Annotated in this window: 18 protein-coding genes; 9 read left to right on the forward strand and 9 right to left on the reverse strand. The window is 62.2% G+C overall.

The genetic code is table 11. The features are described from left to right. The first annotated feature begins 427 nt into the window (after positions 1-427). The 4 genes from L9O85_RS10220 (at position 428) to L9O85_RS10235 (ending at position 4,185) form a co-directional block, all read left to right on the forward strand. The gene (locus L9O85_RS10220) at positions 428-967 is read left to right on the forward strand and encodes a hypothetical protein (RefSeq protein WP_050623872.1); all 540 of its coding nucleotides are present in this window, start codon (positions 428-430) and stop codon (positions 965-967) included. Further along, positions 968-2,713 (forward strand): carbon starvation CstA family protein, encoded by a 1,746-nt coding sequence (locus L9O85_RS10225; protein ID WP_301578557.1) that lies wholly within the window; start codon positions 968-970, stop codon positions 2,711-2,713. It abuts the gene before it with no gap. Positions 2,714-2,885: 172 nt separating this feature from the next. After that, complete coding sequence (locus L9O85_RS10230) at positions 2,886-3,542, forward strand: lysoplasmalogenase family protein (protein ID WP_301578558.1); 657 nt, start codon at positions 2,886-2,888, stop codon at positions 3,540-3,542. Next, on the forward strand, positions 3,529-4,185 hold the full coding sequence (locus tag L9O85_RS10235; RefSeq protein WP_301578559.1) for a TIGR01906 family membrane protein: 657 nt from the start codon (positions 3,529-3,531) through the stop codon (positions 4,183-4,185). The genes L9O85_RS10230 and L9O85_RS10235 overlap by 14 nt, the downstream gene beginning before the upstream one ends. 65 nt (positions 4,186-4,250) lie before the next feature. On the opposite strand, the gene L9O85_RS10240 is transcribed toward L9O85_RS10235, so the two are convergent. From L9O85_RS10240 to tsaE, 6 genes are all read right to left on the reverse strand, one after another. After that, positions 4,251-5,129, reverse strand: a complete 879-nt coding sequence (locus tag L9O85_RS10240) for a B12-binding domain-containing radical SAM protein (RefSeq protein ID WP_050623868.1) — start codon at positions 5,127-5,129, stop codon at positions 4,251-4,253. 3 nt (positions 5,130-5,132) lie between these two features. Then, positions 5,133-6,200 carry a histidinol-phosphate transaminase gene (hisC, locus tag L9O85_RS10245; RefSeq protein WP_301578560.1) on the reverse strand — a complete coding sequence of 356 codons (1,068 nt, stop codon included), beginning with the start codon at positions 6,198-6,200 and terminating at the stop codon, positions 5,133-5,135. Next, entirely contained in the window at positions 6,197-6,439 is a 243-nt protein-coding gene (locus L9O85_RS10250) for a DUF951 domain-containing protein (protein WP_277102538.1), read from the reverse strand. The genes hisC and L9O85_RS10250 overlap by 4 nt, the downstream gene beginning before the upstream one ends. A 203-nt stretch (positions 6,440-6,642) precedes the next feature. Then, positions 6,643-7,278, reverse strand: coding sequence for a uracil phosphoribosyltransferase (upp, locus tag L9O85_RS10255; protein WP_050623866.1), 636 nt, complete (start codon positions 7,276-7,278; stop codon positions 6,643-6,645). 17 nt (positions 7,279-7,295) lie between these two features. Beyond that, positions 7,296-8,006 carry a tRNA (adenosine(37)-N6)-threonylcarbamoyltransferase complex dimerization subunit type 1 TsaB gene (gene tsaB, locus L9O85_RS10260; RefSeq protein ID WP_050623865.1) on the reverse strand — a complete coding sequence of 237 codons (711 nt, stop codon included), beginning with the start codon at positions 8,004-8,006 and terminating at the stop codon, positions 7,296-7,298. A 20-nt stretch (positions 8,007-8,026) separates the two neighbouring features. Beyond that, positions 8,027-8,458: a tRNA (adenosine(37)-N6)-threonylcarbamoyltransferase complex ATPase subunit type 1 TsaE gene (gene tsaE, locus L9O85_RS10265; protein ID WP_108980863.1), complete on the reverse strand. Its 432-nt coding sequence runs from the start codon at positions 8,456-8,458 to the stop codon at positions 8,027-8,029. Positions 8,459-8,704: 246 nt separating this feature from the next. Between tsaE and L9O85_RS10270 the strand changes: the two genes are divergently transcribed. From L9O85_RS10270 to L9O85_RS10290, 5 genes are all read left to right on the forward strand, one after another. Continuing rightward, a complete protein-coding gene (locus L9O85_RS10270) occupies positions 8,705-9,895 on the forward strand; it encodes an FtsW/RodA/SpoVE family cell cycle protein (protein ID WP_050623863.1) in 1,191 nt (396 codons plus the stop codon). 33 nt (positions 9,896-9,928) lie between these two features. Beyond that, the gene (locus L9O85_RS10275) at positions 9,929-11,527 is read left to right on the forward strand and encodes an ATP-binding protein (protein ID WP_276852768.1); all 1,599 of its coding nucleotides are present in this window, start codon (positions 9,929-9,931) and stop codon (positions 11,525-11,527) included. Positions 11,528-11,533: 6 nt separating this feature from the next. After that, the gene (locus L9O85_RS10280; protein WP_050623861.1) at positions 11,534-12,217 is read left to right on the forward strand and encodes a response regulator; all 684 of its coding nucleotides are present in this window, start codon (positions 11,534-11,536) and stop codon (positions 12,215-12,217) included. A 241-nt stretch (positions 12,218-12,458) separates the two neighbouring features. Continuing rightward, a complete protein-coding gene (locus L9O85_RS10285) occupies positions 12,459-13,712 on the forward strand; it encodes a sodium/glutamate symporter (protein ID WP_050625439.1) in 1,254 nt (417 codons plus the stop codon). 148 nt (positions 13,713-13,860) lie between these two features. After that, a complete protein-coding gene (locus L9O85_RS10290) occupies positions 13,861-14,856 on the forward strand; it encodes a TAXI family TRAP transporter solute-binding subunit (protein WP_256183108.1) in 996 nt (331 codons plus the stop codon). A 47-nt stretch (positions 14,857-14,903) separates the two neighbouring features. Here the strand turns inward: L9O85_RS10290 and L9O85_RS10295 are convergent, their stop codons facing one another. The 3 genes from L9O85_RS10295 to L9O85_RS10305 all read right to left on the reverse strand — a co-directional run bounded on the left by L9O85_RS10295 (position 14,904) and on the right by L9O85_RS10305 (position 20,700). Beyond that, positions 14,904-16,310, reverse strand: a complete 1,407-nt coding sequence (locus L9O85_RS10295; RefSeq protein WP_077138732.1) for an alanine/glycine:cation symporter family protein — start codon at positions 16,308-16,310, stop codon at positions 14,904-14,906. A 9-nt stretch (positions 16,311-16,319) separates the two neighbouring features. Further along, positions 16,320-17,021, reverse strand: coding sequence for a hypothetical protein (locus tag L9O85_RS10300; protein WP_301578561.1), 702 nt, complete (start codon positions 17,019-17,021; stop codon positions 16,320-16,322). A gap of 193 nt (positions 17,022-17,214) precedes the next feature. Further along, the gene (locus tag L9O85_RS10305; RefSeq protein ID WP_276757206.1) at positions 17,215-20,700 is read right to left on the reverse strand and encodes a stalk domain-containing protein; all 3,486 of its coding nucleotides are present in this window, start codon (positions 20,698-20,700) and stop codon (positions 17,215-17,217) included. Between the last annotated feature and the right edge of the window lie 250 nt (positions 20,701-20,950).

Genomic DNA, 20,950 nt, shown 5'->3' on the forward strand with positions numbered 1-20,950 from the left:
CCCCCTCTCTCCGGGGGCCGGCGCGGCCTGGCGCATGATTTCCCATTGTACTCAATCCCGCACCCGCTGTCAAATCCCCGGAACGTCTCCCCTCTCCCCACGCCCTCCATATTTCCCCTATAAAAAACGGCGGTAATCCTGCACAGCGCTGTCCCTTTTTTTCTTTTTTCTCCCATCCCGCGGTTTTCTGCACAATTTCTTCTCCTTCTTCTTTATTTTTTTGTTTATTCTATCTTAATCAAAAGAATTTGATGGAGGATCTTCATTTCTTTCCTCCCTTTTTGAAGAATTTCCTTGCAAAATATGTGGAAATCTGCTATCATGATTTTAACATTTTATTCATAATTTTGGGGTTTATTTGGGCGGGAGCGGGAATCGGTTTCCGCTTCTGTTCTGCCTATGGCTCCCCATGGAAATGAGGTCCCCTGTGTCTGAACTGCGCGATACCCTCCTCGCCCGCCTCTCGGAGGCATACACAGCCTATTTTGACGTAGAGCCCGTCCAAGACGGCTCCCCCCTGAAAGCACTGTGCGCCTATCACTCCCGCGGCTCTCAGTACGTACTGATCAAAAAGGCGGAGCTGTGGGCGGCGGAGACCCACGAATACCTCTACCTATACTCCCTCCCCCGGCTGGACTTCACCAGCCTGGTGGAGCTTCAGGCCCGCACGCTGGAGGACGGGATGCCACGCATCCGCCCCCATTCCCAGCATATGTGCACCTATCTGTCGGCCGTGGTCCTGTGTGATCAGGCCGACCCGGACGCTCTGGCCCAGCTTCAAAAGCTGAAGAAGCACCGGGACTTTAAGCTATCGCTCCATGGATGGATGGAGTTTCGTATAGCAGCGGTGGACCTGTCCACCGGCGACATCGCCACGAACCGCAGCGGCAAAGATCTGGGGAAGAGCCTGAGTGGTCTTGTGGCCCGCGAGATCCAGAAATTTAAGTTAAGGAGAGGAGAAACTTAAATGAATGCAGTGTTAGTTCTTTCCATTGGCATTGTCATTCTGATCGTAGGTTACATCTTCTACGGCGGATGGCTTGCCAAGCAGTGGGGCGTGGATGACTCCCGGCCCACCCCTGCCCATGAGCTGGAGGACGGCATGGACTATGTCCCCGCCAAGGCTCCGGTGCTGATGGGCCACCACTTTTCGTCTATCGCCGGCGCCGGCCCCATCAACGGCCCCATCCAGGCCGCCGTATTCGGCTGGATGCCTGTGGTGCTGTGGGTGCTGATCGGCGGCATCTTTTTCGGCGCCGTCCATGACTACGGTGCCCTGTTCGCTTCCATCCGCCACAAGGGCCAGTCCATCGGCGAGGTGGTCGCCCTGAACATCGGCGACCGGGCCAAGAAGCTGTTCCTGATCTTTTCCTACCTGACCCTGGTGCTGGTGGTGGCCGCTTTCGCCTCCATCGTGGCCAGCACCTTCCAGGCCACCTATGTGGACGGCGTGCTGGACACCGCCGCCTCTGCCACCAACGCGTCCGTGGCCATGATCTCCCTGCTGTTCATTGTCATGGCCGTCCTGTTCGGCTTCTTTGTCTACCGCCGCGGGGCCTCCCTGGCAGTGGCCACCATTGCCGGCTGCGTGGGCATCGTGATCTGCCTGCTCATCGGCCTGAACTGGCACCCCATCTATCTGTCCAACTCCGTGTGGATGTGGATCATCGGCGCCTACATTCTGGTGGCCTCTGTGGCTCCCGTGTGGATCCTGCTCCAGCCCCGTGATTATCTGTCCTCCTTCCTGCTGTACGCCATGATGGCCATCGCCGCTGTGGGCGTCATCGGGGCCGGTCTCACTGGTGCGGACGCTGCCCACATGGATATGCCCGCCTTCACCGGCTTCTATGACAGCCTGGCGCCCACCGGCACCTCCCTGGGCTATGTCTTCCCCGCTCTGTTCGTCACCATCGCCTGCGGCGCCATCTCCGGCTTCCACTCCCTGGTGGGCTCCGGCACCACCGCCAAGCAGCTGGACCACGAGCGGGACGCCAAGCCCATCGCCTACGGCGGCATGCTCATCGAGTGTGCGCTGGCCCTGGTCTCCCTGTGTGCTGTGTCCTTCATCTGGACCGAGTACGCCTCCGGCGAGATCGTCACCCCCACCCAGGTGTTTGCCACCGGCATTTCCCGCATGATCGCCTCCATCCCCGGTCTGGCGGGCACACAGGCCACCGTCAGCTCCCTGTTGGTGCTGACCGTATCTGTCTTCTGCCTGACCTCCCTGGATACTGCCACCCGTCTGGCCCGCTACATGTTCCAGGAGTTCTGGCTGAAGCCCGGCCAGACCTATAAGGAGGCCACCGGCTTCAAGGCCATCCTCACCAACCCCGTGGTCGCCACCGCCATCACCGTGGTGCTGGGCGTGGGTCTGGGCATGACCGGCTACTCCAAGATCTGGCCCCTGTTCGGCGCCGCCAACCAGCTGCTGGCCGCTCTGGCCCTGCTGGCCGTCTGTGCCTGGCTGGGCAACATCGGCAAGAACAACAAGATGTTCTACATCCCCATGATCTTCATGCTGATCGTCACCCTGACTTCCCTGGCTCAGACCATCAGCACTCAGGTGGGCAAGATCACCGCCGGCGCTGCCACCGACTGGGCCCCCTATGCGCAGGCCATCCTGGGCGTGCTGCTGTTCATCCTGGCTATCGTGCTGGCTGTTGAGGGCTGCATGACCATCTTCGGCAAGAAGAAAAACACCGCCGCGAAGTAACCTTCCATCCTGCTTCACGACATCAGCAAGGACCGCAGTGCCTTTTTCCGGGCGCTGCGGTCCTCTTCTGTTGACAAGGATTGTATTTTTTTCTCATTCGTGCTACACTGAACGGGACAGCCTTTGCGGAAGGGAGGAGAACATTCTGATCGAGCGGCTCTGCCGGTGGAGCGTGCCGGCTTTTTTGCTGCTGGAGGGGGCGCTCTACCTCTCCTTCCTGGCCCTGGACCTGCTCTCTCCTGGTCCTCTGAGCACCGCCCTGAAGTATGCCGCCCTGCTGCTGTGCCTGCTCATGGCCCTGGCGGGGGCTTCCCGGGGCGGAGACCGCCTGGTGGCCGCCGCGCTGGCCATGACCGCAGCGGCCGACCTCTTCCTGCTGGTGCTGGACCGCTGGTACCTCCTGGGCATCCTCCTCTTTTACGGGGTCCAGGTTGCGTATATGGTCCGCATCTGTAAGGCCAACGGAGGCCATGCCCTGCTCATTCCCAGGTTCCTTCTGTTCTCCCTGCTTCTGGTGGCCCTGTACCAACTGGAGCTCTTCACACCGGAGACCGCAGCCGCGGCCCTCTATTTCTCCCACTTCCTCTTCAACGCCCTGCTGAGCCTGTCCCTGCGGGACGCCGGGGGCCGCCTCTTCTCCCTGGGACTGCTCCTCTACCTCATGTGCGACATGCTGGTCGCAGTCTCTCAGTTCCCCAGCCTCTTCCCTCCCCCCCTCTCTTCCGTGGCCCAGGTAGGGATGTGGCTCTTCTACCTCCCCGGGCAGGTGCTCATCGTCCTGTCCGGTCTGGTCATCCCTTCGGGAGGTGTCCCTGATGAAACAGAGTAAGAGCCTGTCCGTCCTGCTGGCCGTCCTTACGGCCTGCCTCGTGCTCTCCTCCTCTGTGGCGGTCCCCATCCTCTGCCGCCCTTTCTATTACGCCCATATCGGCCCTCTGGGGCTGGTCCAGGCTACCGGCCTGACAGAGGAGGCGATCCGCCAGGCCTATGACGAGATGCTGGACTTCTGCCTGGGCGCCCCGGAGTTCTCCACCGGCGCGCTGTCCTGGTCACAGTCCGGCCGGGACCATTTTGCCGATGTGCGGGTCCTCTTCCTGCTGGATCTGGCCGTGCTGGCCTTGTCTGCCGCCCTCCTGCTCCTCTGGTTCCTGCTGGGCCGGCGGATGGGCCTGGGGCCCCGCCCCCTTCTGGGCCGGGGCCCCGGCTTCTGGGCTGCCGCGGGGCTGGGCATCGTCTTCGCCGTGGTGGGCCTGCTGGCCTCCCTGGACTTTGAGCGGGCTTTTGTGGTATTCCACGCCCTGTTCTTCCCGGGGAAGGACAACTGGCTCCTCGACCCGGCGGTGGACCAGATCATCCTGATTCTGCCGGAGGTCTTTTTCCGCAACTGCGCTCTGCTCATCGGGGGGCTGATCCTGCTCTGGTGCGCCATCCTTATCGGGACGGACCTGTGGCTGGGACGCCGCCGCCGCTGAACCGATAAAGACCGCCCCGCCGGAACCAAAGGCTCCGGCGGGGCGGTCTTCACTTTCGGGACATCTCAGATCCCCCGATTCAGGGTCTTGCGCAGGCGGATCTTGCCTTCCAGCGCCTGGTCGATCAGGGAGAGGAACTTCTCCCGGTCCTCCGGCAGCCCCCCCTTCAGGGGCAGGTAGTTGGAGGCGTGGTTGCTGGTGAAGTGGAGGGGGTCCACATCCAGGTGCTCCAGCAGAAGGTGGCACTCCTCCAGGATCTGGTCCGGGGTACACACCTGAAAGCGCCCGGCCAGCACGTCCTCCCCCAGCGGGGTGCCCGCCGCAGGGGCAAAAGTCATGGCTGAGAGGTGGCGGGGCTTCATTTTGTTGATGATGCCGGCGGTGGACAGGACGTGCTCCTCCCAGTCGCCCCCCTGGCCGGTGAGGCCCAGGATGACGATGGCCCACAGGTCGATGCCCGCCGCCACCAGGTTCTGGCCCGCCTGGAGCATCTCCGCGGCGGTGCAGCCCTTTTGGATGGCCTGGAGCACTGCGTCGCTGCCGCTCTCCACCCCCAGATAGGCCCGGGTCAGTCCGGCCTCCCGCAGGGCGCGCAGTTCCTCCGGCGTCTTGCTCAGGGTGCTCCTGGGGCCGGCGTAGGTGGTCACCTTCTGGAGCTTAGGGAAGGCAGCATACAGCTTCTCCAGGATCTGGAGCAGCTGCTCCGTCCTCATCACAATGGCATCCCCGTCCATGAGGAAGACCCGCTCCACATTGGGCCCGTAGTAGCTGCGGGCCATGTCGATGTCCTCCAGGATCTCCTCCACCGGGCGGACCCGAAACTTCTTCTCCTTGTACATGGCACAGAAGGTGCATTTGTTGTGGGAACACCCGATGGTGCACTGGAGCAGATAGCTGCGCCACTCCCCTGGGGGACGGTACAGCAGGTCACTGTCGTATCGCATGGGTCACTGTCCTTTCAAAATCTCTTCCATAGCCCGGCACATGGCCTCCATCTCCTCGTCTGTCCCGATGGACACCCGCAGATGGTCCTGTATCCTGGGGCGTTCAAACCGGCGCACCAGCACGCCCCGGTCCCGCAGCCCCTGCTGGAGCACCCGCCCGGAGTGGTCCGGGTGGGCGATGAACAGGAAATTGGAGCTGGAGTCATGGACCTGGAAGCCCATCTCCCGCAGCCTGTGGGTGACCCACGTCCGGGTCGCCATGATCTTGCCCCGGGTCTCCTCAAAATATGCCGTGTCCCGCACGGCCGCCTCCCCTGCCGCCTGGGCCAGCCGGTCCAGGGGGTAGGAGTTGAAGGAGTTCTTCACGCAGTTCACCCCAGCGATCAGGTCCTGGCTGCCCAGGGCGTAGCCGATCCGCATCCCCGCCAGGGACCGGGACTTGGACATGGTGCGGACCACCAGCAGGTTGGGATACTGGTCGATGAGCTCCACAGCGGACTGGGCCCCGAAGTCGGCGTAGGCCTCGTCTACCAGCACCGCCGCTGCCGGGTTGGCCTCCACGATCCGCCGGATGTCAGACAAAGGCAGGGCCCGGCCCGTGGGTGCGTTGGGGTTGCAGATCACCGCGCCGCCGTCCCCCCCCAGAAAGCGCTCCACCGGCAGGGTGAAGTCCTCGTTGAGGGGGATCTCCTCATAGTCCAGCCCGAACAGCTCGGTATAGACCGGATAGAAGCTGTATGTGATGTCTGGGAACACCACCTTCCGCCCGGGGCTGAACAGGGCGTAAAAGCACAGCCCCAGCACCTCGTCTGAGCCGTTGCCGCAGAACACCTGCTCCGGCTCCACGCCATAGTGCTCCGCCAGCGCCCCCCGCAGCGCGGCAGACTCCGGATCCGGATAGAGCCGCAGGCGCTGATCCGCCTCCCGCCGGATGGCCTCCAGCACCCGGGGAGAAGGGGGGTAGGGGTTCTCGTTGGTGTTCAGCTTGATGAACGTCCGGTCCTTGGGCTGCTCCCCGGGGGTGTAGGGCACCAGTCCCTGGATCCGGCTGCTCCAGTATCGTTGATTCATGCCTCTTCCCCTCCTCCTTGGCCGCCCTTTGCCAGGCGCGCCTCCAGTTTGACCTCCGTGCCGTCCCGATACACCTTTCGGACACTTTTCTCCGCCTTGTTCCGGGGAAGCATCACCTCGTGTCCGCAGCCCAGACAGCGCATCCGAAAATCCATGCCCACCCGGAGGACCAGCCACTCCTGGCTTCCACAGGGGTGAGCCTTCTTCATTTTCAGCACATCTCCCACATGGATGTCCATCACATGCTCCTCCATTCCGGCCTCTCTCTGGCTCGGGCCGCTTCCTTTTGCAGTTTTTTACTATTATAGAGGAATTCCGCGCCCCTGTCAAATCCTCCCTCGCCGTCTCCCTTTCATCCCCAGCACCCCAGAAAATGACAACAGTGCAGAGGCGGCGGACCCTTCCTGCCAGAGGGGCCCGCCGCCTTGCCTGTATCCGATACTTATTTAGTGCCGAAAATTCGGTCGCCCGCGTCGCCCAGGCCGGGGACGATATAGCCGTGGTCATTGAGCTTCTCGTCCACCGCGGCCACATAGATGTCCACATCGGGATGGGCGGTACGCACTGCCTGGATGCCCTCAGGGGCGGCCAGGATGTTCATCAGCTTGATGCTCCTGCACTCATAGTTTTTCAGGAACTGGATGGCCGCCACGGCGGAGCCGCCGGTAGCCAGCATGGGATCCAGGACGATGACGTCCCGCTCGGCGATGTCGTGAGGCATCTTGCAGTAATACTCCACCGGTGCCAGGGTCTCCGGGTCCCGGTACAGGCCGATGTGCCCCACTTTGGCGGAGGGGATCAGCGTCAGGATGCCGTCCACCATGCCCAGCCCGGCCCGCAGGATGGGAACAATGGCCAGCTTCTTCCCCGTCAGGCACTTGAAGGTGCCGGTGGCCACGGGAGTCTTGATCTCCACATCCTCCAGAGGCAGATCACGGGTAGCCTCATAACACTCCAGTGTAGCGATCTCGGACACGATCTCCCGGAACTCCTTCACACCGGTGCGCTCGTCCCGCAGGATACTCAGCTTGTGCTGGAGCAGCGGGTGATCCAAAACATGGACTTTGCTGTCAAACATCTGAAACGCTCCCCTTTTTATTTTGATTTAGCTTCCCGCTCCAGCCGCTCCCGCTCCGCCTGAGACAGGCGGCAGTACACGGGGGCCAGCTCCTCTCCGGAGACCAGTCCGCCTGAACGGACCAGCTCCAGCGCCGCGCGGGCCACACCCCAGGCGCTCTGCATCCGCAGATGCTCCGGGGCCATTTTCAGGGTGATACCCTGCTCTGTTAAAGTATTATAGCACAGCCTGGCCCCGTCTCCAACTACAATTTTCTCTTTTTCCACCTTTTTCAGCTCTTCCCCCAGCTGGTCCAGGCCGATGGCCCGGTCGGGCGTCAGCCGCTGGAGGCCCTCCCCTGCGGCCAGGAAGAGGGCGTTGTACACCTGGCTGCGCCGGGCATCCATGGCGCACACGATGACCCGCCCCTCCAGGTGGGCCAAAGGCCAGGCCATGGACTCCAGGGTGGAGCAGGGGGCGCAGGGCTTGTCCTCCGGCCAGGCCAGCCCCTTCGCGGTAGCCACGCCGATGCGCAGCCCGGTGAAGGAGCCGGGGCCGGCCGCCACGGCGATTACCTCCACCTCCTTCAGGGACGCGCCGCAGTTCTTCAGCATGCTGTCCACCAGGGGCAGCAGGGTCCGGCTGTGGGTCAGCCCGCTGTTCTGCCAGCTCTGGGCCAGCAGGGTCCCGTCCTGGCACAGGGCGGCGGAACAGGCCGCCGCTGAGGTCTCAAGGGCCAGTATTTTCATCGTCGATCTCCCCTCTCTGCTCAAAATCCGGCGGGGACAGGCTCCACCGAGATCACCCGCCTGCTCTCCTCCCCGCCCCGGCGGATGTCCACCCGGACAGTGTCCCGCTCCAGCGCGTCCGCCACATTCTCGCTCCACTCCACGGCGCACACGCCGCCCCGGGCCAGGTAGTCCTCCCAGCCGATGTCGAACAGCTCGTCGGAGGAGGTCAGGCGGTACATGTCGAAGTGGAACAACGGCAGCCGCCCCCCTTCATACTCGTTGACAATGGCAAAGGTGGGACTGGTCACCCGATCCCCGATCCCCAGCCCCCGGGCGATGCCCCGGGTGAATGCGGTCTTGCCCGCCCCCAGGTCCCCGGTAAAGGCCACTACATCCCCCGGGGACAGGGCCCGCCCCAGCCGTTCTCCCAGCTCCTCCGTCTCCTCGGGGCTGTTGGTCACAAATTCCATGCTCGCTCCTCTCCCCGCGGACATCGCGGCTCCACGTTCTCGCCTCCGATTATAACACAGGTCCCCCACGCTTTTCCAGTGATGTTTCCGCCGTCCTCATGCTTTTCCCGCCCGCAGCTCCACATGCCGGGAGGAAACGCGGTCCCAACCGCCCTTTTTTCAGAACTGTCAGTTTACTTTTTCACACAAAGGCGGTAAAATAACAATTTGAAAGAAAATATTTCCCCCTACTGAAGAGGTGACAACGTGACCACCCTGTTTTCCCCCATCCGGGAGTTTTTCAAGAAGGGCGATGTGCTCCTTCTGTTCCTATGTCTCACGGCCAGCGGCTACGGCCTGGCCCTGATCTACAGCGCCACCCGCTATCTCGATAATAATAATCGGAACGTGATCGTCCAGGCCGTCGCCATCTGCATCGGCGTGGTCATCTATATCGTCCTCACCTTTGTGGACTTCCAGCTGTTCGTGGAGAAGTGCTGGAAGTGGCTGGTGGCCTTTGATGTGGGCTTCATTCTCCTGCTCCTGACCCCCCTGGGAAAGGAATCGGGGGGCAACCGGAACTGGCTCGCTCTGGACCGGATCATCCCCCACTTCCCCTTGGATCTCCAGCCCAACGAGATCGTCAAGATCCCCTTTATCCTGCTTCTGGCCTGGCAGGCCGCCCGCATCCACCAGCAGGAGCGGGACATCAGCTCCCCCTTCTCCGTGGCCCAGCTCACCGGTCATACCCTGCTGATGGTGGGGCTGATCGCCGTGGTCTGCGGTGACATCGGTATGTGCGTCATCTATCTGTTCCTCTTCGTCACCATCTCCTGGATGGCGGGGGTGAAGGCTCGATGGTTCGCTCTGGGCGGGACGTGCTTCGTGGGTGCCATTCTTGGGGCCTGGTTCACCATCCTCCAGAGTGACCGCTTCGCCTATATCCGCAATCGGTTTATGGTCGTATTGGACCACAGCCTGGATCCGCTGGGGGCTGGCTTCCAGCAGAGCCGTTCCCTGCTGGCCATCGGCTCGGGCCAGCTCACCGGCCAGGGATACCTCAACGGCACCCAGACTCAGGCATCATACAGTGCCGCTCTCCCTGCCCGACAGACCGACTTCATCTTCTCCGTCTGCGGGGAGGAACTTGGCATGGTGGGCTGCCTCCTGCTGCTCCTGGTCCTGGCCCTCATCATCCTGCGGTGTTACTGGGTGGGCCGGAACGCCAGCTCCCCCTTCTCCGCCTATGTATCCATGGGGATCGCCGGGATGCTGCTGGCCCAGGTATTCTTCAATGTGGGCATGTGCCTGTACATCCTGCCTGTCATGGGGCTCACGCTCCCCTTTTTCAGCTATGGCGGCTCCTCCATCATCACCCTTTACACCGCCATGGGCATCGTCTCCAGCATCCGGGCCAGGACCCTCCCCAGCTGGCTTCGGGACCGGAACCAGCTCTGACCCTGGCCGACCCTCGATCGCGGAGGTGACTCCATGCTGCAAAAGATCAAAAGCCTCTCCCTGGAGCGGCAGCTCTTCCTAAGCTTTTCTGCTGTCTCCGCCCTGCTACTGATGCTCTCTCTGGGGATCACCCTCTATTTCGATATCGCCCGCCAAAGTCAGAGCATCGACTCCACCATCTCCAGCACCGCCGCCTATGTGGCCTCTATGGATGGCGTGGCGGAGATGCTGGCGAATGGCTATCCCACCCAGGAGGTCACCGGGTCGCTGGATTCCCTGCACCAGAATTTTCCTGGTATTGACATCATTGCTGTCTATGACCGAAATGGTCTGCGCTTTTACCACACCAGCCGCCTGGAGACCGGCGAGACCTTTGTAGCCGGGGAGGAGACTGCCATCCTGTCCGGCTCCCCGCCCTATATCACCACCGGCTACGGCACCCACGGCAACCAGCGGGTGGCTTTCCATGCGGTCCGGGACGGGTCTGGCTCCATCATCGGCTTTGTCACCGTGGCCATCTTCCGGGCCGACATTCTCCAGCGCAGCCTCAATCTCGTGCTGCTCTTCTCTCTGGTGCTGGGCGGCATGTTCGGTGTGGCCCTTTTGCTCGCCCGTGGAATCGTCCATCTGCTGAAGGGCTCCCTCCGCGGGCACCACCCCAAGGAACTGCTGGACCTCTACTTACAGCAGGACGACCTGCTCAACTCCATCGAGGACGGCCTGGTGGCCACCGACCTGCGGGGGCAGGTGGTCTTTGCCAACGACCAGGCCCGGACCCTGCTCCAGTGCGGCTCCACCCCCCTGGAGGGACAGCCGCTGACCCGCTTCTTCCCGGAGACGGGCTGCATCCAGGTGGCCCGCAGCGGGCAGGCGGTGCACAACCGCTCCTGCGTCATCCAGGAGCGCCAGATCCTGGCCAGTGAGGTGCCCATCCTGGGGGAGAACGGCTCCCAGGGGGTGCTCAACGTCTTCCACGACAAGACGGAGATGCGCAAGCTGTCCGACGAGCTCTCCGGCGCCCGTTACATGCTGGACACCCTGCGCTTTTTCAACCACGAGTTCATGAACAAGCTCCACATCATCCTGGGCTATCTCCAGACCGGCGAGAGCCAGAAAGCTGTCCAGTTCATCATGAACACCAGTCTGGTCACCAGCCAGTCCATCCGGGAGACGGCGGACTGTATCCGGGTGTCCCACCTGTGCGCCCTCATCATCGGGAAGATGATGCACGCCGCCGAGCTGGGCATCCTGCTCACCGTAACCCACGACAGCTTCTGCCGGGAGGAGGACCTGCTCCTCTCCCCGGAGGACTATGCCACCATCCTGGGCAACCTGTTGGAAAACGCCATCGACGAGCTCAGCCGAAGCCACAGCGAGGTGCGGGAGATCAAGCTGTCCATGTACTGCCGCCCTGACTGCAATCTGGTGGTCTGCGAGGACACCGGCGGCGGCATCGCCCCCGACATCCTGCCCCACATCTGGGACAAAGGATTCTCCTCTAAGGGGGAGGGGCGTGGCTTCGGCCTATATCTGATCAGCCGGCTGGTGGACGAGCATGGAGGCTGCATCGAGCTGGAGACCGAGCCCGGGGTAGGCACCTGCTTCACCCTGACCTTTACCAGAGAGGAGTGAGACCGGATGTACCAAGTCATTATCATCGAGGACGACCCCATGGTGGCCGCCATCGACAAGCAGTACGTGGAGGCGGACAGCCAGTTCCGTGTGGTCCGCACCTTCAAGAGCGGCGGAGAGGCTTTGGCCCATTTGCCGGAGCTCAAGGCGGATCTGATCATCCTGGACTACTACACCCCGGGCATGAACGGCACTGAATTCGTAGACCAGCTCCACACCCTGGGGGAGAGCCCCTTCATCATCGCGGTCACCTCCGCCAACGACACCCATATCGTCCAGGGCCTGCTCGCCCGGGGGGTGCTGGATTATCTTGTCAAGCCTTTCCAGTTCCCCCGCTTCCGTCAGGCGCTGGACCGGTTCCTTCAGGCCAGGCGGCTGCTGGAGCAGGGGCCCGGCAGCATGGACCAGAGCGCCATTGACCAGCTGGTCCATCACCGGGAGGCAGTGCCTCCCGGTACGCCCTTGGACAAGGGCGTGAATTTCAGCACTCTGTCCAGGATCCGCCGCTTTTTCGATGAGAACCCGGAGCACTTCTTTACCAGCGAACAGATCGCCGAACATGTGGGCCTGTCCCGTATCACGGTACGCCGCTATGTCAACTACATGGTGGATCAGGGGGAGATCACCAGCTCCATCGATTACCAGACCGGAGGCCGCCCCTCCATCCGCTACCTGAGGCTGCACAGCTGAATATCATCCCTATCCCTCCCGGCAGGCATCGCAGGACCGATGCCTGCTTTTTCCTTCCCGCTCAGCTTTCTTTCCGCACAGCCTGATTTTGGGGGCCTATTCAGTTACAATAGTTACAAAAGCCCTTCAATAATTACGATAAATTGACTTCTTCCCCTTGTCTTTATAGAATCTTTATTGTAAAAGGTGTGTGTCCGGCGGACTGCCGGGCAGGAAAGAAAGGAGAGAGATGTGTATGACTTTGGAAAAAATCCTTGGCTATTTCGGGACCTACACAGCTGGTGTGGATGGAGCGGTCAGCTCCTTTCAGTTCGAGTATCTCACCAGCCTTGGTTTCGCAGCTATTGTGATCTTTCTGGGCCACGCCATCGTCAAGCGCTCCGCGCTTCTGAAAAAATTTGCAATTCCCGCTCCTGTGGTCTCCGGCCTGCTGTTCTCTATCGCAGTCGCCATTCTAAAGGCATCTGGCGTGATGGCCTTTTCCTTCGATGTCAAGACCATCCAGGACCTGTGCCAGAACATTTTCTTTATGTGCGTGGGCTTCGGCTTCAGCTGGAAGCTGATCCGGCACGCCGGCGGCAAGCTGTGCATCATGATCGCTGTGGCCGCCTGCCTGCTGATCACCCTCCAGGACGTGCTGGGCGTACTGGTGGGCAACCTCATCGGGATGGACCCCTATCTGGCTCTTCAGTGTTCCTCCGCCTCCATGTCCGGCGGCGTGGGCACCGCCTCCGCTTTCGGCCCCATCTTCATCGATTGGGGTGCCCCTGAGTCCGCCACCACCGTGGGCGTCACCGCCGGCACCCTGGGCAACATCATGGGCTCCCTCATCGGCGGCCCTGTGGCTGCGTTCCTTATCAGCCGCCACCACCTGAAGGCGGACCCCAACGACAAGCCCGAGGCGGCCGCTGACGGCAAGATCAATGAACTGAGCAACAGCCGCATGGTCTCCATGTTCGGCATGGTCCTGCTGCTGTGCGCCCTGGGCATGCCCATCTACTGCATCCTGGACAACATCCCCATGATTGAGATGCCCAAGTTCATCGGCTGCCTGTTCGCCGGCGCCATCGCCCGCAATGTGATGGAGGCCGCCCACATCAAGTTCTATACCCCCGAGGTGGACGCCCTGGAGCATATGTTCCTGGAGCTCTATCTGGCCCTGGTGCTGATGACCATCGACATTACTGCTCTGGCTGACGTGGCTGGGCAGATGGGCATCATCCTGCTGCTTCAGGCAGCGCTCATGGCTCTGTTCGCCATCTTTGTCTCCTACAACATGTTCGGCCGCAACTACGGCGCCGCCGTCATGGCCGCCGGCAACTGCGGCTGGGGCTGCGGCTCTGGTCCCAATGCCGTTGCCAATGAGAAGGCTGTTATGGATCAGTACGGCTGGCACAATGTGGCCTGGGTGCTGTATCCCTCTTTCGCCGTCATTATCGACGATATCTATAACCCCATTTTCCTCTCCGTGTTTGGCGGCCTTCTTGCTCACTAAATCGATTCACCTCCCTCTTTACAATGGGACAGGGGCGCGTATCTGATACGCGCCCCTGTCCCATTGTATTTTGAGGTTGTAAAATCTTCCACATCTGTGGTATAGTAGAGACAGCAGCATGAATTCCATGGATAGGGAGGGTGGTCTCTTGGGGTTTTTTCGCAATAAGGCGGTCCTGGCATGTCTGACCGCCCTATGCCTCGCCTGCGGCGGCTGTGCATCGCAGCCCGAGGATATCTCACCGCTGGATGCGGACGGCCTGATCGTGCTCACCATCGGCACCGCAGACACCGGTGGCACTATGACCCCCGTGGGCACTGCCATCGCCCAGGTCCTGAGCACCGACCAGCTGAAGTTCAACATCAGCACCTCCACAGGCTCCTTCATGAACATTCAGAACCTTTCCTCCGGCGAGATCGACCTGGGGCTGGTGGCGGGCGACTCCGCCTATACCGCTGTCTACGGCACGGAGGACAGCGCCCCCACTAATGAAGACCTGCGGGCCGTTGCCGCTGTCTTTTCCAGCACCTCCAACTGGATGTCCCCCATTCGCACCGGCGCGTTTTATGTCCATGACCTGAAGGGAATGCGCATCGGCGCAGGCCCTCAGGGCTCCGCCTCCGAGCTGGCCACCTGGGCTGTGATCAACGCCCTGAGGCTGGATGGCGATGGGACTGTACTGGAAAACTGCAGCCTGGGGGCAGGTACGGACCTGATCCTCAGCGGCGACCTGGACGCCATCCATGGCTTTACCGGCGCCCCGGTGAGCGGGCTGGCTCAGCTCCCGGAGCGGGTCCCCTCCCGCCTGCTGCGCTACACCCAGGAGGAGCTGGATCTGATCCTCTCCCAGAACGACCTCTACTACCCCGCCGTCATCCCCGCCGGCACCTACCCCGGGCAGTCCCAGGATGTAGACACCTTTGGGGTCAAGTGCCTGCTGTGTGTAGACGTCTCCATGGACGAGGAGCTGGTTTACTCCATGACCCAGGCCCTGTGGGAGTCTGCCGATATCATGGGGGAACTGTATCCCGCCATGTCTGTCCTGTCCGACCGGGATTTTCTGTGTGAGGACCTCCCCATCCCCCTTCACGACGGAGCCCAGCGCTTCTATGAGGAAGTCTGTCCGGAACTCGTCTCAAAGTGATCTTCCCCCTTGACAGGGGCCGCGGAAACTTCCGCGGCCCCTGTCTTTTATCCTCCGGTCCGCTCCCAGTCCCGCAGCTCCCGCAGCACCTGGGGGGAGAGGAGCAGGAGGGCCGTCAGATTGGGGATGGCCATCAGCGCGTTGCACAGGTCCACCAGCTCCCACACTGCCTCCCCCTCCCACACGCTCCCCAGCACCACACAGGACAGGAACACCAGCCGGTATGCGGGGACCAGCCGCCTGGACCCGGTCAGGTAGAGGATGCTCTGCTCCCCGTACCAGCTCCATCCCAGGATGGATGAGAACGCAAAGAGGAGCAGGCTCAGGGAGACCACCGCCCCACCCCAGGGCCCCAGCACGGAGGAGAAGGCCGCCGCCGTCAGCGGCGCCCCCAGCCGGTCAGGAGGCACTGCCCCCAACGCCCCCCGGACCAGGGCGTCCGCCGGGCCGTACACCCCGCTGACCAGGATGACTAGGGCGGTGGCGGTGCATACCAGCAGGGTGGAGACGCACACCTCCACGATCCCCCACATCCCCTGCCGGGCTGGACAGTCCACCTCTGCCGCAGCGTGGGCCATGGCGGAAGTCCCCAGCCCCGCCTCATTGGTGAACACCCCCCGGGCCACCCCGTACCGCAGAGCGGCAGCCAGGGTGTATCCCATTCCGCCCCCTACTGCGGCCTCCGGTCGGAGCGCCGAGCAGAAGATCAGTGCCATCGCCTCCGGGATCTGGTCGGCCCGGGCAGCCAGCACCGCCGCCCCGCCCCCCAGATAGAGCAGCGCCATCGCCGGGACCAGACCGCTGCTCACCCGGGCGATGCGTCCGATCCCCCCCACCATCACCAGCCCCGTCAGGACCGCGACGGCCGCCCCCACCGCCAGCCGGTCCCATCCAAAGGTGGCCTGGAGGGCGGCGGCAATGGAGCTGGACTGGACCATGTCTCCCCCGGTCAGGGTGGCCGGCAGGCATGCCAGTGCAAACCAGCCCGCCAGCAACGGGCTTTTCAGGCCGTCCCGGATGTAGTACATGGGCCCTCCCAGCCACCCTGCGGGGCCGGCGCGGCGGTAGCGCACGGAGAGCAACTTCTCCGCGCACCCTGTCATCATGCCCAGCAGGGCGGAGACCCACATCCAGAACACCGCCCCCGGCCCGCCGAACCAGATGGCGGTAGCCACCCCGGCGATGCTGCCTGTACCGATGGTGGAGGCCAGGGCGGTGGCCAGGGCCTGGAACTGGGAGATACCCCGCCCATTCCCCCGCCCCCGCCGGCGCAGCATGGCTCCGAAGGTGGTGCGGAGCCACAGGGGTATGCGGAAGAGCTGGAAAAAGCCGGTCCGCAGGGAGTAATACAGCCCCGCTGCCAGGAACAGTCCCAGCAGCCAGGGGGACCAGACGGCGTCATTCAGACGGGAGAGCAGCATGACCATCACCTCAAATAAGAGGTATGCGGCCATGCCCCAGCTTTATGTCTCTGAGGCTGTCCCTTCCCCCGCCGTCCACGCAGCCCCCGCCAGGGGCACCCGGAAGGAGAGCACCCCCTCTACCGCCGGGGCCAGAGAACACTGGGGATAAAAGAGCTCGATGCCCTCCGGGCGCAGGCAGAAGCGGCTGGCCCGAAAGTCCCGCCTCGCCGTCTCCTTCCAATCCGGGTCCAGGAGACAGCTCCCACTCCGGAGCTCCCCCTCCCCTGCCTGCCTGATCCCCTCCAGCAGCTGCCGCCGGCGGCTCCGCTCCGGCAGCAGCATACCCAGCGGAACCGGCGCGCCCGCTTTCCAGTCCCAGGTCACCCCGGAACAGGACAGGAGGGGCCGCCCGTCTCCCCGCACCTCCCGCAGCTCCATCCGGATGCTCAGCAGGTCCGCCCCCTCCATGGCTACCTCTCCCGTCAGCCCTGCCTGCCAGGGCTGGAAGACCCGGGACTCCTCCCGGCAGGCGGCCAGCCGCAGGCAGGCCAGGCAGTAGGTCTCCCGCTCCCAGCGCAGGCGGCAGGACCGGACCAGGCGCCGGTAGTAGCCCGTCATGCGGCGCACTGCCCGCCCCTTCCCCTCAAACTCCGGCCAGGCCAGGGTCTCCTCCAGCACCGGCTCCCCGCACAGAGTCAGGGTCTTTTTCTCCTCCCGCCACAGGACCGCTGGGGCCTCCCCCATCTGTTTTTCCCTTTTCATGCCAAACCGCCCCCATTTCTTTCCCTATCCTATGACGGGGCAGAAAAAACGGTCCCTTTCCCTAAAAGAGCGCCGGGCAGGCCCTTACGGGTCTGCCCGGCGCTCTTTTAGGGAGACGCTCCGCAGAGCGTGAGAGAGGAAGCAAAGTAATGCTCTTCCTTCCGCCGGCCTGCGGGACCGGCTCTATCTGCGCTTACACAGAGGCGAAAACGTCCTTCGCCCACTGGGCCACGCTCTCCGGGTACACCGTGTACACATAGTCCATGGTGTACTGATACTTCTCGTAGCTCTCCTCCTTGCCGGAATACTGGTAGGTGTCGCCGGCCTTCAGAGAGGTGCCCTTCTCCACATCCATGTAGGGCTGGCCCAAATAGTACCAAGCCACCACCTTGGTAACGGAGTGGTCGGTCTCGCCCCAATCCTTGAACTTCCAGGACTGGAGCCCGGAGGCCCGGACATGCTCCTCGATCCAGGACTCGCTCTTCCCGGCTTCCCGATACAGGTCCTTCACGATCTCGATCACGTCCTGCTGGGCAGCGGGGTTGTCACCATCGGTCTCGCCGTTGAACATCCACACGGACACCTCGTTGTCGATCATGGCCTGGACCTCTTCCTCGGTCCAGCTCCCCAGGCTGCTGTTTGCCAGGGTGCCGTCCACCGCATCAGCGGATGCCATGCCGCCCAGGTTGCCGTTGCACTCCACATAGCCCGCCACCAGATCGGGGCGCTGGCGGATCACGTCGGAGGAGATCAGGGTGCCCTGGGAGTTGCCCACCAGGATGATGCGGTCCTTGTCCGCGTTCCAGTTCTCGATGGCGTAATCCAGCACGCCGGCGATCTCCTTGGCAGAATTCTCTACTGTGGAGGAGTGGACGTTGACACTCATAATGATGGCGTCAGGCATCTGGCGGTGCCACTCGGTCATCATCACGTCATAGACCACGTTGCAGCCCAGGTTGTTGGCCGGGGTGGTGCTGCCGTCAGTGACCTCCCAGTAGCAGACGCCGCCGCCGCACTGATAGTCGATGACGGGGTAGGGCTCCGCCCGGTTGGGGTCATAGTTGTCGGGGTAGATAACATGGACGGGGACCTCGCCCTGATCGCCCAGCATAGTGTAGTCTGCAGCTTTCCAGCCTACATCCACCATCTCCAGCTCCACCTTGTCCAGGTCATCGGCCAGGATGGTGGGCTCCCAGACGGTATCGGCGAGCATAGTGCCAGCGCCGTCAGTGGAGCGGATACCGGTGGTGATGTCGTCGCTGTTGACGCACAGCACCAGGTCCATATTCTCTCTCCACTGCAGGCCCTTTTTAATGGTGTTGGGGTAGATGGTGATACCCAGGGCATCAGTGGTCTGAGTATCGCCATAGTGGATGTTCCCCTCTGAATCCACATACCAGCTGGAGCTGGTGCACAGAGTTCCGTAAGTCTCACGGCTGCGGTCGGTGACCTTATCCGTCCCCTGATCGACGGTCAGGGTGACCACGTTCCCATCCACAGAGGCGCCGGTGATCTCCACCTCGCCGAACTCCGGATTATTGAAGCCCCGGTCATACAGGGTGTAGCTGTCGGCGGTGACGCCGGTCAGGTCAGTACCCGCGGCGTAGGTGATGTCCACTGTACCCACCTTGTAGCCATAGAAGTTAGCCACTGCTGTGGCCTGGATAGAGGTGATCTGGTCAGCGGCGGGAGCTCCGGCAGTGACGGAGGCGCCTTTCTTGTCCAGAGCCCACTCCTGATACAGTTCGTCGTACACGGTGTACTTATAGCCCTGCTTGCTACTGCCGGCGGCGCTGCCCCGGCAGTCCAGGGTATAAGTATCCCCGTCGCTCAGCTTGGTATTGTAGACGATCTGGCCGTCCACGATTTCCAAGTCGGGGCCATAGAAAGCGGCATCATCAAAGTACCAGCCGTTGATACGGGTGGTGGAGTGGTCGCTCTCACCCCAGTAGGCATAGATCTCAGAGGGGTAACCGGTAAGACGAATGTTCTCCTTCGCCCAGTCGGCCCCCTTGAGTTCGGTCATGATCTGGGTGTACTGAGCGATGCTCTCCACGTTGTTGGAGTCCTGCTCTCCGTCGAAGGCCCAAACCTTCAGGCCGGTAGCAGCGATGGCGGCCCAGTCCTCCTCATCGTAGCTGTACCCGAAGGTACCATTCTGGCAGATATAGGCGTCAATGGTGAAGTCATACTTGCCCTCGGGCAGAGTGCTGGTCTCCTCCAGTCCGGCATCCTTCTTCTGGTTCTGGGGGTTGTAAGCCTGTCCAGCCAGAGCCTTAATGACCAAGGCGGAGGCCATGGTGCCTCTGGAGTTGCCCTGGAGTACGATGTTGCCGGTCACACCATAGGTGTCGATGAAATACTGCATCACATTGACATCGTCCACCACGAAATCATAGATATCGAAATACTCGCCGGGGCCTGCGCTGGAGCGGTCGTGGATGTTGACCACGATGGCACCCTTGTTGGCCCAGGAGGTGGTGGCGGAATCATACATGATGCCGGTGCCATCGTCATCGGTGCCGTCGGGCAGCTTCCAGTAGGAGATGCCCTGTCCCTGCAGGGTGAACACGATGCCGTTGGCGGGATCATAGTTGGCGGGGATATAGGCGTAGCCCCGGACATAGGCGTCCTGGGTGCCGTCAGTAGCTGCCGCGGCGGTAGAGGGAATCCGGATGCCCAGATCCTCAAAGGACTGGAACTTACCAGCGCCGAACTGGCGGTCCACCGTCTCCTTCCACAGCCCGCCGGCGTTATACTGGCCCTTGCCGTTGGCCAGGCAGGCGGCGGCGCTCTCAGCCTCGCCGGCGTGGCGCAGCTTCAGCTCCAGGCACGCGCGGCTCTGGTAACCCATGCCGGTGGTGTTGGCCTTGTACTCGCCGGAATCTTCCTTGCCGTAGTAGATGACGCCGTTCACATCGCGGTACCAGGCGCCGGTGGCATAGATGCCGAACACGTTGCGCTCACGGGGGCCTTCCTTCTGATCCCCAGTGTAGACCAGCTTGTTGTTGGCGGTGGCTGCAGAGCCGTCGTCAATCGTCAAGGTCACAGTCTGGCCCTGGACAGAGACACCAGCGATCTTGATCCGACCGTAGTCGGGGGACAGGGAGCCCCGGTCCTCCAGGATGTAGCTGTCGGCGGTGACGCCGCTGACATTGACACCCGGCTTATAGGTGACCTGCACCTCCACCACACCGGTGCCGTACATGGTCTCGTCGGTATAGGCCTGAATGCTCTGGATGTCCGCCACAGTCAGGTCGGAGCCGGTGGAGAGCGCAGCGGTGCGGGCAGCGCCGTTCCAGGTCAGACTCAGTCCGAAAAACTGAGCCAGATAGGCCAGGGGCACATAGCCCACCTCACCGGACAGATCGGCGGCGGTGTCCATAGTCATGCCGCCAGCTTCCTTGGACCCGTCCCGGAAAGTCAGGCTGGCCTCTCCCTTTACAAAGGTGACCTCCCCTTCCTTCTGCTGATAGGTCAGCCCCAGCTGGGGGCCGATGCTCACGGGGACCTGGGTCCGGTCCTGCCCGTCGATATAGGCGGGCGCTTCCAGCTCCAGTGCCGTCCCGTTCAGCGTGACCGTTACCGCCGTGTTGACAGCCTGGACGGTCAGGCCCAGGGAGAGCAACATGGCCAGCGTCAGCACCAGAGACAGGAGCCGTTTCGTTATGGTTCGCATAAATCGATGACCTCCTCTTTTCAGGATCTCCTGATTGGATAGAGCTCTTTTCTGCATTTCCTCTCTTCCCTCTGCTTTGCGCCCCTCCTTTGTCATTTTCGTCAAAAAAGACGCTCTATTTAGTTTTATTTTAATTTTGAATATCCAAAACGTCAATCCACATTTTTTTGAAAGATAAACATTTTTTCTTCTCCCCTTCCCCTTGGCCAAAATACGATATGGGGCAGACCCCAGAGGGACTGCCCCATAT

The sequence above is a fragment of the Lawsonibacter asaccharolyticus genome (assembly GCF_022453915.1).
GTDB lineage: Bacteria > Bacillota > Clostridia > Oscillospirales > Oscillospiraceae > Lawsonibacter > Lawsonibacter asaccharolyticus.